Origin of the sequence: Microbacterium commune (assembly GCF_014836945.1) — a bacterium.
In the GTDB taxonomy this organism is placed as follows: Bacteria; Actinomycetota; Actinomycetes; order Actinomycetales; family Microbacteriaceae; genus Microbacterium; species Microbacterium commune.
The window spans coordinates 1,104,900-1,120,376 of the sequence record NZ_JACSPX010000001.1; the positions used below are offsets into that span (position 1 = coordinate 1,104,900).

Below are 15,477 nucleotides of genomic sequence, written 5' to 3' on the forward strand. Positions count from 1 at the left end.
CGACCAGAACAGCGATCGTCGTGAGTCGGTGCTGCAACGACTCACGGTAGGCGAGCTGACGCACGAAGCCGCCGCTCAGTTCCTCTCGAGCTCCGCCCGGGTGGGTGGGTTCGCGCCGACGCGCGCACACGTGATCGCAGACGCGCGCGCGGCGAATTCCAGCATTCCCCGCACCTCGTCTGCAGAGAATCGTGGGAGGCGGCTCCTGCCGAGCATCCCGCGCTCGTCACACCAGGCGAGCATCGCAGCCATGAACGAGTCGCCCGCACCGACCGTGTCGGCCACGTGGGTGCGCGACGCCGGCACGCTGACGCGCACGCCCTCCGCGTATCCGATCGGTCCTTCCTCGCCGTGCGTGATCACGACCAGACGCGCTCCCGCACCGATCCAGCGCGCGGCCACGGCATCCGATGTCTGCCCGGGGTACAGCCACGCGAGGTCTTCGTCGCTCGCCTTCACCAAATCAGCGACTCCGACGAACTTCTCGGCGCGGCGGCGGCCCTCTGCGACCGGGATACCGAGATCGGGGCGGCAGTTCGGGTCGTAACTGATCGTCGCGGTGGCCCGGCTGGACTCGACCGCTGCGAGCACGTCCACCCATTCCCCGTCGGACACCGCAGTGATCGATCCGACGTGCAGGTGCGCGAGGTCGCTGCCGACGATGGCGTCGGCAGCATCACGCACCTGGTTCTGCATGCGGAAGCCATACTCAGCACTGCCGTCGGCCGCGAGTGTCGCGGCGGCCTGATTGGTGGGCCGTCGGCCGTCGCCGCGATTGATCAGTGTCACGCCCTCGCGCTCGATGTGCTGCTGCACCAGTGCGCCGTGCTCGTCATCTCCGTACGCGGTGATGAGGGCGGTGTTCAGGCCCAGTCGCGCAGCTCCGATCGCCACGTTCATCGGCGAGCCACCCGCCCGCGCGGTCCGCCCACCAGACGCGTCCACGATCACATCGACGAGCGATTCGCCGATCACCGCGAAGCGATCGTGAATCACCGCCACGGCTCGACGACGGCCTTCAGAGCGCCGGGAAGGCGGCCGGCCATAAGCGCGCCCTCGACCTCATCGAGTCCGAAGGTGTGCGTGACGAGCAAGTCGAGGTTCACCCGCCCCGAGGCGACGAGCTCGATCGCCGTCGGCCACGTGTTGGCGTAGCGGAACACACCGGTCAGCCACAGCTCGCGATTCTGCAGCAGGTTCACCGGCAGGGTCAGTTCGTCGGCGCCGAGCCCGACGAGCACGACGCGGCCTCCGGGCGCGACGGCAGGGATCCCCGCGCGAACCGCCGGCGCTGCACCGGACGCATCGATGAACGCGTCGACGCTCACCTCATCGATCGGCTCACCGCCGACCAGCGTGCGCGTCGCGCCGTGCTTCGCCGCGAACGCCAGACGCTCCTCGGAGACGTCCGTGACGATGACCTCGCTCGCCCCCATGGCACGAGCGACTTGGGCGGTGATCACACCGATCGGCCCTGCGCCGGCGACCAGCACGCGAGTGCCGATGGTGACCTGAGCCTTCTGGCATGCCCATACACCCACCGCCAGCGGCTCCATGAGTGCTGCCGCGTGCGCCGAGACGCTGTCGGGGACGTCGTGCGCGAAGTCGCTCTGGATGGTGACGTACTCCGCGAACGCCCCGTCGATAGGGGGCGTTGCGAAGAACTGCATCTGCGGGCACAGGTTGTAGGCGCCCTTCTTGCACTGCTCGCAGACCCGGCAGGGCCGCTGCGGCTCGATCGACACGCGTGAACCGATGCGCTCGGCATCCACGTCCGATCCCACTGCGACGATCACACCGGACGCCTCGTGTCCGAGCACGAGCGGCTGCTCGACCACGAAGGGGCCGATGCGGCCGTGCGTGAAGTAGTGAGTGTCAGACCCGCACACGCCGACCGACGTGACCCGCACCAGCACCTCGTCCGCGCGAGGCGACGGCACCGGGCGGTCGGTGACGGTCAGCGAGTCGGTGCCGAGCAGCTCCGAGACGCGCATGCTCGCGGGAATCGACTCGATCGTGTTCATCAGCGGATGTCCTTCGCCCAGGTCGCGGTGTGCATCGAGCTCTCGGCACGCCAGCGCGAGATCGCCTTCTCAAGACGGGCACGGGTGGCGGCGTGCTCGGGAGCGTTCCAGAGGTTGATCTCCTCGCGGGGGTCCTCCTGCAGGTCGAACAGCTGGCCCTCGTCGTAGTCGATGAATTCGACCAGCTTGTAGCGCGCGTCGCGCACCATCGTCATCAGCGCCGTTTCGGTGAGGATGAAGTCGCGCGCATGCTCACTGAAGACGTACTCACGCCCCTGCCACTCCTCTCCCGACAGGGCGGGCACCAGAGAGTCTGCCTCCATCCACGCGGGCGGGGTGACGCCGGCGAGCTCGAGGATCGTCGGCGCGAAGTCCATCAGCGAGATGAGTCCCTCGTGGACCTGGCCGCCACGGATGTAGGGCGGCCCCCAGATGATGCCGGGCACGTGCACCGAGCCCTCGTACATGTTCCACTTCTGCGAGTGTCCGTGGTCTCCGAGCGCGTCGCCGTGGTCGGAGGTGAACACGATGACGGTGTTGTCGAGCACACCGCGCTCATCGAGGGCGGTGATCAGATCGCCGATCTTCTCGTCGATCATCGCGACATTGGCGAAGTAGTGCCGTCGCTGACGCTGGAGCTGCTCGAGAGTTGGGTTCTCGAGCATGACGATCGCGTCGTGGTCGTTGGCCTGGTGGTGCTTGCGCAGCTCTTTGAGGGGAGTGGGCTGGCTGTCCAGGTCCTCCTGCGAACGGGGCACGTCGGGCATGTCCTTCTCGCGGAACGGATCGAGGTGCCGCGGGGTCGGGTCGTAGGGCGGGTGCGGCCCAGGAAACCCGATCTGCAGGAAGAACGGCTCATCGTGATTCGGGTAGGTGCGCAGCCAGTGCTCGGCCAGCCCACCGACGAAGTTGTCGGCGTGCATGTCTTCGGGCAGCTCCCACTCGAACGCGCCGAGGCGCTCGGCGTAGTCAGGCAGGTCGCGATAGGTGACGCGACTGGGCTTCTGCAGACCGCGGATCCAGAACGCCTTGTCCCAATTATCGAGGAAGTAGGGCAGGTTTGGGTGCGCCCTGTCCTTGTTCTCGATGACGTGGCGCTCCTTGAAGCCGACCGGGGCCTCGTAGGGGTAGGTGTGCATCTTGCCGATGCTCGTCGTGCGGTAGCCCGCCTCGGCGAGCAGCTCGACCCAGGAGTGCTTCCACGGGTCGTCGTTGCGCAGCACGCCTGAGCTGTGCGGGTAAAGGCCGGTGAACAGGCTCGCCCGGCTGGGCGCACACGAAGGGCTGGCCACGTAGGTGTTCGTGAACGCGGCGCCTTCGGTAACGAGGCGGTCGAGGTGCGGGGTGACGGCGTGATCATGACCGAGGGCGGCGATCGAATCGAACCGCTGCTGATCGGTCATGATCAGCACGATATTGGGACGGGTCATGCGTTCTCCTTCAGAGCGGATGCCGTCTCGGGCGCGCTCACCGCACGCCGGCGACCGGCATCCTTCAGGTCGATACGGCTGGTCTCTCCGGCCAGAACGACGCACACCACGCTTACGACGCACATGACCACGAGGTAGATCACGGCCGGCCAGTAGGTGCCGAATGCCAGGCTGAGGCCGAGGGCAATCGCCGGGGTGGGAGCACCGCCGAGCAGCGCAGAGCCCTGGTAGACGACGCCGAGGCCGGTGTAGCGCATCCGGGTGCCGAACAGCTCGGCGAAGAAGGCTCCCTGGATGGCGAACATGCTGCCGGTGCCGATGGCGTGCAGAAGGATGATCATCAGCCACGTGAGCACGACGTTGTCGATCTGCAGCACCGGGAAGTAGAACAGCCCGCCGATACCGCAGATGATGATGCCGGCGATGTAGACCGGGCGGCGGCCGATGCGGTCGGACAGTGCGCCGATGAACGGCAGGATGCACATCTGCACGGCGGCCGAGATGATGAAGCCGGTCAGCATGTGGCTGCTGTCGAGGCCCATGTAGTTCGTGGCGTACGAGATCGCGAAGACGTTGATGATGTTGTACGTGACGGCGTCGGTCATGCGCGCGCCGATGCCGATGAGAAGGCCACGCCAGTTCTCGCGGATGAGCGCGAAGAACGGGATCTTGCGGGTCGCCTCGGAGTCGTCGGTGAACGACTTGGTCTCGGGCAGGTGACGGCGGATGTAGAACGCGAACAGGGTCAGCACGCCCGAGAGCAGGAACGGGATGCGCCATCCCCAGTCGAAGAGCGCCTCGGTGGGAAGCAGCTGCACGAGGCTGAACACCCCGGTCGACACCAGCAGACCGGCCGGCGTGCCCATCTGGTGGAAGCTGCCCATCAGCCCGCGCTTGCCGATCGGGGCGTTCTCGAGAGCGGCCAGCGAACCGCCGCCGAACTCACCCCCGATGCCGACGCCCTGCACCAGACGCAGGAAGATCAGCAGGATGGCTGCCGTGACGCCGATCTGCTCGGCGCTCGGGATCAGCCCGATGCCGAACGTTCCGATGCCGATGAGCAGCACGGTCAGCAGCAGCATCGGCTTGCGGCCGACCTTGTCGCCGAAGTGCCCGAACAGGATCGCACCGATCGGGCGGGTGAGGAACCCGACGGCGAAGGCTGCGAACGACTGGATCAGAGCCAGCTCCGGCGTCGTCTCCGGGAAGAAGACGGCAGGGAAGATCAGTGCGGATGCCGTGCCGTAGAGATAGAAGTCGTACCACTCGATGAAGGCGCCGGCGAAGGCGGCGGTGGTGGCGCGACGAGCGGTCTTGCCCTCATCCCGAGCGGCGACTGTGCCACGGGTGGGTGCGGTCATGAAGTCCTCCAGGGGTTCTCACTTTTGAGCGTACCTGTGCTCACGAATGAGCGTCAGCGTGGTCAGCGTAGGAGCATCCTTCACCTATTTCAATTCTGAGCGGTAGTATTGCGCTCATATGAGCGGGCATGGCTATCTGCCGGGCCGACGGAGGGGGATCGTGACAGCACAGGCGAACGTTCCGGATTTCGATGACGAGTTGATGCTGCGCGTCGCGCGCGCCTACTATCTCGACGATCGCTCCAAGGTGCAGATCGCAGCGGAGACCGGGCTGTCCCGCTGGCAGGTGGCGCGGCTGATCGCGTCTGCCCGAGCGCGCGGGTTCGTGCGAATCGAGGTGGGAGATCCCAGCGAGGAGAACGACGAGCTGGGTCGCCGCTTGGCCGCTCGGCTACGACTCAAGTCAGCGACAGTGATCTCACGCAGCGACGACTCGACGCACATGCCGACCATCGACGGGATCGGGCGAGCGCTGGCGTCGCTGCTGTCAGAGGAGATCCAGGCCGGACAAACCATCGGACTCACGTGGAGCCGAGCCATCGAGGCCATGACCCACCACCTCACCCGCCTCGCTCCGTGTGACGTGGTGCAGATCGCCGGCGCGCTCACCCTGCCAGGTGATCGCCTGGGTTCGGTGGAGGTGATCCGTCAGGTCGCTCGCATCGCCGAGGGCACCGCCCATCCCATGTACGCGCCGTTGTTCGTCGGTGATCTGGACGCGGCGGCCGCTCTGCGACAGCAGCCCGAGATCGCGGAGTGCCTCGCTCGAGTCTCGAACCTCGACGTCGCCGTGCTCTCCATCGGCACCTGGGAGGAGACCGGGTCTGCCCTGTATCCGATCGTCCCGCGGAAGATGGCGAATGCCGCGCGGCAGGCGGGCGCTGTGGGCGAAGTCTCCGGACGCCTGTTCGACGCGGACGGGCGACCGGTAAGCCACGACATCGACGACAGGGTTATCGGCGCCACCATCGACTCACTGCGCGACGTGCCGCACATCATCGCCACCTCTTATGGTGGGCACCGGGCCGCGGCGACGATCGCCGCCGCCAAATCCGGGCTGATCGATGTGCTCATCGCCGACGAGCTGCTCGCCCGCGCGATCCTCGCCGACTGACATTCCTCCACCGCCCGACTGGCGGGTATCCCGTGCTCGTGCGCGAGAAGCGCACAGATGTCGCACCCCTTCCCTACGCTGACCTCATGACCCGGTACCGCCTGCGCGTCGCCCTCGTCGACAGCGAACCCGAGATCTGGCGCGAGTTCGACGTCGACGGGCGGATGCCCCTTCGCATGCTGCACATCGCCCTGCAGACGATAATGGGCTGGCGCGAATCGCACCTGCACGCGTTCAGCGACACCGATCCCGACCGGCCGTCCCCGAAAGGGCGGCGCTGGGAGTCGCCCGACTTCGCGAGCGACGACGGCGCCCTGTCGGAAGACGCGGCCACCGTCGATCAGGTTCTCTCGAACCTCGACACCCTCTGGTACGAGTACGACTTCGGCGACGGGTGGGTGCACCGCCTCGACGTCGTCGACCGCCAGCCGGATGCCCCGCTGCTCGCACCGGTGGTGCTGCTCGACGGCGCGAACCGCGGCCCGTTCGAAGACGCGGGCGGTATCCACGGCTACGCGGAGAAGCTCGCCACGCTGGCCGATCCGCAGCATCCGGAGCACCGCGAGATCACCGACTGGCTGCGCGCGACCGTCGGCCCGTGGGCCCCGCGCTCGCCCGGCGCGTTCGACCTGGTCGGCGTGCAGAGCGAGCTGAATCTGATGTTCAACCCGCAGGGCTCTGGCCTCTCGCCGTACGACATGTCGGGTCTGGTGAAGAGCGACGAGATGCGCCGCCCGGGCGACGTCACCGACGAGTCGCCGATCGTCGAACTGGCGGCGCAGCTGCCGCCGCCGATCCGCTCCGAGCTGCGCCAGCACCTGCACCTCACCGGGGTGCTCGAGCCACTCGAGCTCGACGACGAGACCGCAGCGCGCATCGTGCGCCCCTTCGCCTGGCTGATGGATACCGTCGGCGCCGACGGCCTCGCGCTCACCGCCGCGGGATGGATGCCACCAGCCACCGTCCTCGCCGGGATGACCGAGCTGGGCCTGCTCGACGACTGGATCGGTGCGGGCAACCGCGAAGACCTCACGCCGCCGATCGCCGAGCTGCGGGACGCCGCCCAGCGCCTGGGGCTGATGCGGGTGCAGAAGGGGCGCCTGCTGCTCAGCGCCGCGGCGAAGAAGGCGCTCGGCGACGCTCGTGCCCAGCTGCAGCTGATCGCCCGTGGCCTGTACCGCAAGCTCAGCGATGCCGAGTCCGATGCTGCCACCCTGCTGTTGCTCGCCGTCGCCGACGGCACACCGCCCGGCGAGCGCTGGCACGCCATCGCGTTCGGGCTCGAGGTGTGCGGCTGGCAGTCATCCACCCGCCGCGCGTTCACCGAGCGCGACATCGCGCACGTCACCTTCCACCCGCAACGGGTGCTCGATCTGATCGGCGACTCGCTGCGCCGGCATCCGGCGAGCGCCGACGACGATCTGCGACTGTTCGCGCGCGCGGCGCTGCGGTGAGGGCCATCGGCCGGCGCGAAGCCTGATCTCGCCACCCACGCGCTTCCCCCCTCACCTGCAGCACTCAGGCGCGCGTGATTCTGCCGTGGCCGTACCTGACGGCGGGGATCGTCGCTACAGTGTCGCTCGTGACCAGCTTCTCGAAACGAGATCTCCCGGCAGCGCTCACGCTCATCGAGCCCGACCTCGCGAGCCGACTCACGCCCGAAGACGTCAAGGCGCTGTTCGCCGAAGCCCGTGCGCTGCCCATCGAGGGCATCATCGTAGAACCGGCCCCTCTGCACTCATACTGGCGCGGCGATTCCCCTGTCTTGGAGATGGTCACGCCCGACGAGCGGTGGCACATCAACACCACCGAACTCCGCAAGGACGCGCTCTGGCAGCTGCTGGTCGGCCTCGCATCGATCTTGACCGGTCAGGCATTTCTGCCTCTGGCTGCCGCGGTCGGACAGTTGCGCGGCGTCCTGCAGAAGTTCACGCGCATGGCGCCGGACGAAGGGGATGTCGCGGGCACGCTCGTGCGACTGTCGCGGGAACTCGGCGGGCCCGTGCCTCGTGCGCGTCTGGAAGCGGCATACCGGTACGACCCTGACCGCGACGGGCCGATGGAAGATGGCTCCCAGCCCATTGACGCTCCCGCCGTCATCGATCGACTGATCGACAAGAAGGTCATCGTCCGCGCGGCCGACGGCTCGTTGACCATCCCGTTCTGACGGCTCAACGCCGCGCTGATCCCCGGTCACTAGACTCGTCCGGATGCTCGACACGTCACCGGCCGCCGATCCGTTCGTCCGCGTCCGCGGCGCCCACGAGAACAATCTCCGCGGCGTCGACGTCGACATGCCGCGCGACCGCATCGTCGCCTTCACCGGCGTCTCGGGCTCGGGCAAGTCGTCGCTCGCGTTCGGTACGATCTTCACCGAGGCACAGCGCCGCTACCTCGAATCCGTCGCCCCGTACGCGCGGCGGCTGATCCAGCAGGGCCACGACCCGCACGTCGACTCGATCACCGGACTGCCGCCCGCGGTCGCGCTGCAGCAGCGGCGCGGCGCACCCAGCTCGCGCTCCAGCGTCGGCACGGTCACCACGCTGTCGAACTCGCTGCGCATGCTGCTCTCGCGCGCCGGAACCTACCCTGAAGGCGTCACCGAGCGCCTCGACTCCGACGCCTTCTCGCCCAACACGGCCGCCGGCGCCTGCCCGCGCTGCCACGGCGTGGGCGTCGTGCACGACGTCACCGAGGATTCGCTCGTGCCCGACCCGTCGCTCAGCATCCGCGACGGCGCGATCGCCGCCTGGCCGGGCGCCTGGCAGGGCAAGAATCTGCGCGACATCGCCATCACGCTCGGCTACGACGTCGACCGCCCCTGGCGCGACCTGCCGCGCGCTGACCGCGACTGGCTGCTGTTCACCGATGAGCAGCCGGTCGTGCAGATCATCCCGCAACGCGACCGCATCGAGAAGCCCTACAACGGCCGCTTCTGGAGCGCGAAGAAGTACGTCTTCCACACCCTCGCCGACTCGCAGAGCGCGATGATGCGCGCCAAGGTGCTGCGCTTCATGCGCTCCGGCCCGTGCCCGCTGTGCCACGGCACCGGCCTGCGCCGTGAAGCGCTCGCGGTGACCTTCGCGGGGCGCTCGATCGCCGAGCTGAACGCCCTGCCGATGACCGAGCTGGCCGAGGTGCTGCGCCCCACCACCGAGATCACCGACCCCGGCGCGGCGCTGCCCACCGCGGCCAGCGGCGAGCGCACCGAGGTGGCCGTCGCGATCGCCGTCGACCTTCGCGCCCGCATCGGGGTGCTCTGCGACCTGGGCCTCGGCTACCTCGGCCTCGGCCGGGTGACCACCACCCTCTCGCCCGGCGAGATGCAGCGCCTGCGCCTGGCCACCCAGCTGCGGTCGGGACTGTTCGGCGTCGTCTACGTGCTCGACGAGCCCTCGGCAGGCCTGCACCCCGCCGACGCCGAGCCGCTGCTCGAGGTGCTCGAGCAGCTCAAACGCTCGGGCAACTCGGTGTTCGTCGTCGAGCACAACATGGACGTCGTCCGCCGCGCTGACTGGATCGTCGACGTCGGCCCCGCCGCCGGTGAGGGCGGCGGCGAGGTGCTCTACAGCGGCCCCGTCGACGGTCTCGAGAAGGTGGATGCCAGCCTCACCCGCCCCTTCCTCTTCCCCTCCGCGCAGGGCGAGCACGCAGCCCCGCGCGAGCGCCGCGACGCGGCCGGGTGGCTGCGGGTCGACGGCATCCGGCTGCACAACCTCGACGACGTCGACGTCGCCGTCCCGCTGCAGACGCTCGTCGCCGTGACCGGCGTCTCGGGCTCGGGCAAGTCGACCCTCGTCAGCCGGGTGCTGCACGAGGTGGTGCGCGATCACCTGCATCCGGATGCCGAGGCCGCCGACCCCACAGAAGACGAGACCGACTCCGATGAACCGGGGATCGCCGAGGCGACCGCACCGTCCGACATCGACGTGCTCACCGTGCGATCGACCGACGGGCTCGAGCTCGTCGACCGGCTCGTGCGGGTCGACCAGAAGCCCATCGGCCGCACGCCGCGCTCGAACCTCGCCACCTACACCGGGCTGTTCGACGCGGTGCGCACGGCGTTCGCGCGCACCGACCTCGCCCGCGAACGCGGGTACTCGGCCGGTCGGTTCTCGTTCAACGTGCCCGGCGGACGCTGCGAGACCTGCCAGGGCGAGGGATTCGTCGCCGTCGAGCTGCTGTTCCTGCCCGGCAGCTACGGCCGCTGCCCCACCTGCCACGGCGCCCGGTACAACGACGAGACACTCGAGGTGCGCTGGCACGGGCACTCCATCGCCGACGTGCTCGCCCTCACGGTCGCGCAGGCATCCGAGGTGCTCGCTGAGATCCCCGCGGCGGCGCGCAGCCTGCGCGCGCTGCTCGACGTCGGTCTCGGATACCTGCGCCTCGGCCAGCCTGCCACCGAGCTGTCGGGCGGCGAGGCGCAGCGCATCAAGCTCGCCACCGAGCTGCAGCGGGTGCGCCGCGGACGCACCCTATACCTGCTCGACGAGCCGACGACCGGACTGCACCCCGCCGACGTGCGCCTGCTGCTCGCGCAGCTGCACGCCCTCGTCGACGCGGGCGACACGGTGGTCGTGGTCGAACACGACATGAACGTCGTCGCCGACGCCGACTGGGTCGTCGACCTCGGGCCGTCCGGCGGCGACGCGGGCGGGCGGATCGTCGCGACCGGAACCCCGGATGCCGTCGCCGCAGCGTCCGGGAGTCGCACGGCTCCCTATCTTGCGGCCGCGCTCGCGCGCTGAGCCCACGCCCGGCATCCGGTGGCAGGATGCCGGTATGGCCGAATCCCGCACCGTCGTCATCCACGTCACCGCCGACCCCGCTGACGTCGCGCGTTCGATCAACTCGGCGCGCATCCTGCACAAGGGCCGGCCCGAGCACCGCATCCGGATCATCGTCAACGGGCCGGCGATCACCGGCGTCACGCGCGGCGCCGACGCCCTCGCGATCGACAGCCTGCCTGAAGGCGCCGCGATCGAGGCGTGCGAGGGCGGCATGCGCGCACACGAGATCACCGAAGACGACCTGCAGCCCGGCATCCGCACCGTCGCCGCCGCGATCGTCGCCCTGACCGACGCCCAGTTCGAGGGCGCGGCGTACATCCGGCTCTGAGCCGCCACCGGCCCGGCGCGGTCACGCGGAGGCGGGCACCACCTCAGCGAGATGACTCGGCAGACGAGCGACGAACTGGTCGGCCATCTCGATCGGGTCCTTGTAGTCGACGAGCTCCGAGATCAGCGGACCGACCGACTGACGCTCGGCGCGCTCTCTCCACTCCTCCACGAAGTCGATGACGGCCGGCATCCGATTCGTGTTGCCTGAGAGCCACAGCACTGTCGGTGCGTCGGGCGAATCGCTCTCGTAGAACGCGATGCCCTGGCCTGCACGGCTGATCCGCAGCGCCCCGATCCCCACTCCGCGGAGCGGCTCCGCGGTCGCGTAGCGGACGTTCCGGGAGATGTCGTCCGCATTCCGTCCCGTCAGGCGTGCCGCGAACTGCGAGATGAAGCTCTGCACGCCCGGGTCCTTTCGGTGGATCTGCTTCGGTCCCTCGGACGGAGGCCGAGGGACCGAAGCAAGCGGCGAGAATTCGCTCTCCCAATTCGCCGTCCGCGCCGCCTCGGCCGGCGGGATGCTGCGGCTGAGCCGGCCTCCGCCGTCGCGCCACCACTGCGCGCCGTCGAGAGTGAAGCGCAGCAGCTGAACCTCGTAGTAGGGACGCTTCTGACCGTCCACCGTGATCGGCAGATGCACGCCGAGCACGTGCGAGGTCAGCGGCGCCCGCGGCCGGTCGTCATCCGGCAGATCGACCCGCAGGTGGCCGCTCGTGTCGACGGCCACTGCTGCGGCCCAATCGCTGCTCGGTTCCGACCCGGGCGTCGGTGACATGGCCTCGCCGCGGTCCTCGGCATGAGCGCGGTTGATGGGCAGAAACCATGTGCCGGGAGGGATGACCGCTTCTCGATTGCGCAGTTCGAGAGGGGATTCGCCATTTTTCACGGTGACCACCAGGTCGACATCGCGCACCAATGTCGAACCGTTGTTGATGACCACCACGCCCAGATAGCTCCCCTGCTGATCGGAGTGAGCGGTTTCCGCGACCCAGGCAGTCACCTGTTCAGCGCGAGCGCGATCCGCGACCTCGACGTTCGCCTCCCGCTCGGCGACGACATGCCGTCGCTGCCCGAGCGCCACTGAGATGGTCACGACCAGCACGAGGGTGTTGAGTATGGGGCCGAGCAGACCTCCGAAGGTGTCGCCGACGGCGCCGAGGGGAACGGTTTCCTCGATGGCCGGGGGCAGCGGCAGACCGGCGAGAGTGTGCAGGCCGATCCACACCAGCACGACCAGCGACCAGACCAGCATCGCCGCGACGGGAGGCAGCAGCACCACCAGCCCCCAGAACCACGGGCGACGCCACCAGGCCGAGCCCCCGTCGACCGAACGCCCCCTCACGAGGCGTCCTCGATCGGGTAGACCTGGGGATCGCCCGTCTGCTGGAAGTGACGGATGACAGGCAGGTGAGCGATCACACCGACCCGGCCCGGACGCCGATGCCCGAGGTTCCAGTGCACGCGGTATCGCTTGCCGTCGTCGAAGGTGATGGCTCCGATGCGGTCGCGCATGTCGATCTCCTTGGCCTTATGGCGCCTCTCGTCGGACGGGCTATAGGGGTGATGGTCCGGGTCGTACAGCAGCGCCGTGCCGTCGTACGGATTGGCGGGATCGGGGAGGATCACGGTGCCGACGACCGCACCGAACTTCTCCTCGAACTCGTCGATCGATGTGATCCTGTGCTCGACGACGAAAGCCTGCGCGATCTTCTGCAGCATCTCCGTCTTCGAGAACCTGCCGTTGCGCTTGTCACCCCAGTGGAACTTCGACGTGTCGTTCGCGAAGGAGCTCGGCCGGCTCTGCCAGACGTGGGCGACGAGGCGTCGCAGTTCGATCTCCGTGATCCGGCGTCCGAGCTCTTGATCGAGGTGCGCACGCAGCTCTTCAGGGTCGATCTTCTTCGTGCGGGCGGCCTTGAAGTACTGCTTGTCACCGGCGCGCGTGTCCTCGGCGTTGACCACACCCATCTGCTGGGCCACCGAAGCGAGCTCCGCGCCGAGATCGGGGTACTCCTCGAAGGCGTGCGTGATCTGCTCGCCGAGCCTTCTGTCGAATCGGCGGTGGATCGTGCGGCGGAAGTCGAGCACGATCTTCGCCGCGTCTGCGTCACCCCGATCGGTGAGCAGCTGGATCACCTCATCGAGCAGCCCCTCGAGCTGCTCGTAGGTGACGGTGCGGAACTCCGGATCCTCTGCGTGCTCGTCCTGACGGGGCGTGAGGTAGACGAAGTGGCGGCCGGCATCGTCGATGCCGCGGTAGTCGCCGGTGTCGGTCCTCCATCGGCGGATCTGCTTGCGCAGGCGAGCAGCCTGCGCCGGCTCGAGGTCCGCTGATGCCACCGACTGCTCCATGCTCTCGAAATCACCGCGGATGACCCAGTTGTACCAGGTGGTCTGCGCTGTCAGCAGTCCGCTGCGGGTGTGCTCGCTCGTGTCGGTCTTGTTCTCGATCACCAGGGTGCGCACCGGCATCCCCTCCTCGTCGTAGTCGACGAGGAGGACGTCGATGTTGCGCCACTCCCTCGGGTGCACGCGGGCGCGCTCGGAGATCTCCGGCGCACCCTCGCCGAGGGCCGTCTGCACGAAGCGGGAGGCGAAGAACGTGCCCAGTCCGTGGTCCTCCTGCGGGTCGAGCAGCCAGCCCACCATCTTGCTGTACCGGGTCTCACCCGCGCTCGCGCCGTAGTCGACGATGTCCCAGAAATTGGGCACCGGACGCAGGATCTCGCCGACCAGACGACTGCTGTCGCCGGTGATGAGATCTGCGAGTACCCGTGCGATGACGGTGTCATCCTGATTGAAGCTGCTCATGCAACCCTCCCGTAGTGCGAAACATGATGAGAAGCGGGCGCAGCGCAGTCGTGCAGATGCACCTCGGTGAGTCGCGCGAGTTCCAGCGCGTAGTGGCGTCCGCAGTAGACCTGAACCTCGGGCTCGAGCGGCTCGTCGTCTTCTCCGACGTGGCTGCCCCGCCCGATGCGGTACTCCGGCGCGGTGGTGCAGACGCTCTCATCCCATGCGCACCCGCGTGGACGGTCCTCACCGTCGCTGTCGTCGATGTCGATGTCGATGACGTCGTCTTCCACGCTTGACCTCGTGGCCATCAGCCCTCCTCGATCGCGAGCACGGCACGCAGTCCGTCTTCGGCGCGCCGGATGCCGGCCTCGAGCTCTTCCCGCGTGAGGTTCTGCTCTTCGTCGAGCCATCGCCCCCACCTGTCTTCGAACTCTGCGCGGCGGCGATGGTGCTGCTCGCGCCTCGCAGTCGACGGTACTGAGATCTCGACCAGCGCCCCGTCGTCGTCGGTCTCGATGAGCAGATTCGAACTGCCCCACGGCACCGGCAGAGCGATGTCGGTTCCTTCGACCCCGAGCAGAATCCAGTCGCCTGCCGCAGGGCGTGCATCGCCGTCGCGACTCAGGGTGCTGTTGCGGGCCACCGCAGACCACGACAGCACCGCGTCGGCCGACCAGCGGACACGCGTGCCGCCCGACATCCGGACAGTCGCCGAGGGTCGAGGGGGCAGGTTCCCCTCCCGTTCAGCGAGCGCGACCGCTGAATCCTGATTGGTCGCGACCACGATCGGAAGATATGCGACCGCTTCGTCGCCGTCCATCTTCTGCAACAGCTGCCCATCCCGCATCTCGCCGCGAAAATAGGGGTAGTCCGCGAGCAAGAGCGCGATCAAACGCACCCGAGTGCCCGAGAGCGCCTCATCGATCCAGGCTTGCAGGGCGGACACGGTCGGGAAGGAGTCGACGGCGACCTCGCGGGCGCCGTACGCCGAGATCCCCATGGACGAGCGCTTGATCATGCTGGAGATCTCATCCTGTCCCCAGCGCCGGGCACTGCGTGCGCTCGCCTCTCGCTGTGCCTCTTCGAACAGGATCGCGTCGTACCAGTCCTGCAGAGCGGCTTTTCGTCTCAAGGACCTTCGGTAGGGGTGGGGAAGGGCGTTCTCCTCGCCATCGACGCGGATGCTGCCATGCATCGCAGTCGTGCACGGCGCGCTTCGCGTATGCGCGTTCGTATCCCAGATCTCGTATTGGATGTGCTGGGCGCCGGCGACTTTGGATGCGGCTCGCCAGCCGATCCGTCCGTCAGCGCGGAAGAACACGAAGTCGTCCGGTGTCAGGGCACAGCCGTGCCGCGTTCGGGGACGCACGAGGTGCGCGTGAAGTGAAGTCGGGAACACGATCCCAGTCTGGGAAACTCGGGCGTCCGGAATGAGCGAACTGCCGTCCGGGATCGTACGGAGTTCGCGTTTTCAGACGAGCGGTCGGCGACCGGGCACGCATCCGTCTCTGACCCGACGGCGTAACCCAGCCCGCGCGGCACCACAACCCCCTCGATCCCGCGACCCGACGAAGGCATCGTGAGACCACACGCCACCCGCGACCGGCGGGCGGCAGGAAGGGGCAGGCG

13 protein-coding genes are annotated in these 15,477 nt (G+C 68.3%); 5 read left to right on the forward strand and 8 right to left on the reverse strand.

Features of this window, described 5'->3' with window-relative positions; translation table 11 throughout:
- Positions 1 to 75 precede the first annotated feature (75 nt).
- Genes H9633_RS05085 through H9633_RS05100 form a run of 4 tightly spaced genes read right to left on the reverse strand, consistent with a single transcriptional unit; the run spans position 76 to position 4,815 of the window.
- Positions 76 to 996, reverse strand: a complete 921-nt coding sequence (locus H9633_RS05085; RefSeq protein ID WP_191712327.1) for a carbohydrate kinase family protein — start codon at positions 994 to 996, stop codon at positions 76 to 78.
- Positions 993 to 2,024, reverse strand: coding sequence for an NAD(P)-dependent alcohol dehydrogenase (locus H9633_RS05090; RefSeq protein WP_191712328.1), 1,032 nt, complete (start codon positions 2,022 to 2,024; stop codon positions 993 to 995). Before H9633_RS05090 ends, H9633_RS05085 begins: the two co-directional genes overlap by 4 nt.
- Positions 2,024 to 3,454 (reverse strand): sulfatase family protein, encoded by a 1,431-nt coding sequence (locus H9633_RS05095; protein ID WP_191712329.1) that lies wholly within the window; start codon positions 3,452 to 3,454, stop codon positions 2,024 to 2,026. Before H9633_RS05095 ends, H9633_RS05090 begins: the two co-directional genes overlap by 1 nt.
- On the reverse strand, positions 3,451 to 4,815 hold the full coding sequence (locus tag H9633_RS05100; protein ID WP_191712330.1) for an MFS transporter: 1,365 nt from the start codon (positions 4,813 to 4,815) through the stop codon (positions 3,451 to 3,453). The genes H9633_RS05095 and H9633_RS05100 overlap by 4 nt, the downstream gene beginning before the upstream one ends.
- 160 nt (positions 4,816 to 4,975) lie before the next feature.
- Between H9633_RS05100 and H9633_RS05105 the strand changes: the two genes are divergently transcribed.
- The 5 genes from H9633_RS05105 to H9633_RS05125 all read left to right on the forward strand — a co-directional run bounded on the left by H9633_RS05105 (position 4,976) and on the right by H9633_RS05125 (position 11,050).
- The gene (locus H9633_RS05105) at positions 4,976 to 5,929 is read left to right on the forward strand and encodes a sugar-binding transcriptional regulator (protein WP_177243774.1); all 954 of its coding nucleotides are present in this window, start codon (positions 4,976 to 4,978) and stop codon (positions 5,927 to 5,929) included.
- A gap of 86 nt (positions 5,930 to 6,015) precedes the next feature.
- A complete protein-coding gene (locus tag H9633_RS05110; protein WP_191712331.1) occupies positions 6,016 to 7,383 on the forward strand; it encodes a plasmid pRiA4b ORF-3 family protein in 1,368 nt (455 codons plus the stop codon).
- 128 nt (positions 7,384 to 7,511) lie between these two features.
- Positions 7,512 to 8,096: a hypothetical protein gene (locus tag H9633_RS05115; RefSeq protein ID WP_225211048.1), complete on the forward strand. Its 585-nt coding sequence runs from the start codon at positions 7,512 to 7,514 to the stop codon at positions 8,094 to 8,096.
- Positions 8,097 to 8,139: 43 nt separating this feature from the next.
- The gene (locus H9633_RS05120; protein ID WP_191712333.1) at positions 8,140 to 10,680 is read left to right on the forward strand and encodes an excinuclease ABC subunit UvrA; all 2,541 of its coding nucleotides are present in this window, start codon (positions 8,140 to 8,142) and stop codon (positions 10,678 to 10,680) included.
- Between the two features lie 34 nt (positions 10,681 to 10,714).
- Entirely contained in the window at positions 10,715 to 11,050 is a 336-nt protein-coding gene (locus H9633_RS05125) for a DsrE family protein (RefSeq protein ID WP_191712334.1), read from the forward strand.
- Between the two features lie 21 nt (positions 11,051 to 11,071).
- Here the strand turns inward: H9633_RS05125 and H9633_RS05130 are convergent, their stop codons facing one another.
- The 4 genes from H9633_RS05130 to H9633_RS05145 are packed head-to-tail and all read right to left on the reverse strand — an operon-like array spanning position 11,072 to position 15,247.
- Positions 11,072 to 12,394 (reverse strand): hypothetical protein, encoded by a 1,323-nt coding sequence (locus H9633_RS05130; RefSeq protein WP_191712335.1) that lies wholly within the window; start codon positions 12,392 to 12,394, stop codon positions 11,072 to 11,074.
- Entirely contained in the window at positions 12,391 to 13,863 is a 1,473-nt protein-coding gene (locus H9633_RS05135; RefSeq protein WP_191712336.1) for a PD-(D/E)XK nuclease family protein, read from the reverse strand. Before H9633_RS05135 ends, H9633_RS05130 begins: the two co-directional genes overlap by 4 nt.
- Positions 13,860 to 14,156 (reverse strand): hypothetical protein, encoded by a 297-nt coding sequence (locus tag H9633_RS05140; protein WP_191712337.1) that lies wholly within the window; start codon positions 14,154 to 14,156, stop codon positions 13,860 to 13,862. The genes H9633_RS05135 and H9633_RS05140 overlap by 4 nt, the downstream gene beginning before the upstream one ends.
- Positions 14,156 to 15,247 carry a hypothetical protein gene (locus H9633_RS05145; protein ID WP_191712338.1) on the reverse strand — a complete coding sequence of 364 codons (1,092 nt, stop codon included), beginning with the start codon at positions 15,245 to 15,247 and terminating at the stop codon, positions 14,156 to 14,158. The genes H9633_RS05140 and H9633_RS05145 overlap by 1 nt, the downstream gene beginning before the upstream one ends.
- Between the last annotated feature and the right edge of the window lie 230 nt (positions 15,248 to 15,477).

Bases quoted from the DNA above. Each gene is read 5' to 3' on its own strand.
- H9633_RS05090 (WP_191712328.1), bottom strand. From the start codon at position 2,024: ATGAACACGATCGAGTCGATTCCCGCGAGCATGCGCGTCTCGGAGCTG.
- H9633_RS05095 (WP_191712329.1), bottom strand. From the start codon at position 3,454: ATGACCCGTCCCAATATCGTGCTGATCATGACCGATCAGCAGCGGTTC.
- H9633_RS05100 (WP_191712330.1), bottom strand. From the start codon at position 4,815: ATGACCGCACCCACCCGTGGCACAGTCGCCGCTCGGGATGAGGGCAAG.
- H9633_RS05110 (WP_191712331.1), top strand. From the start codon at position 6,016: ATGACCCGGTACCGCCTGCGCGTCGCCCTCGTCGACAGCGAACCCGAG.
- H9633_RS05120 (WP_191712333.1), top strand. From the start codon at position 8,140: ATGCTCGACACGTCACCGGCCGCCGATCCGTTCGTCCGCGTCCGCGGC.
- H9633_RS05125 (WP_191712334.1), top strand. From the start codon at position 10,715: ATGGCCGAATCCCGCACCGTCGTCATCCACGTCACCGCCGACCCCGCT.
- H9633_RS05135 (WP_191712336.1), bottom strand. From the start codon at position 13,863: ATGAGCAGCTTCAATCAGGATGACACCGTCATCGCACGGGTACTCGCA.
- H9633_RS05140 (WP_191712337.1), bottom strand. From the start codon at position 14,156: ATGGCCACGAGGTCAAGCGTGGAAGACGACGTCATCGACATCGACATC.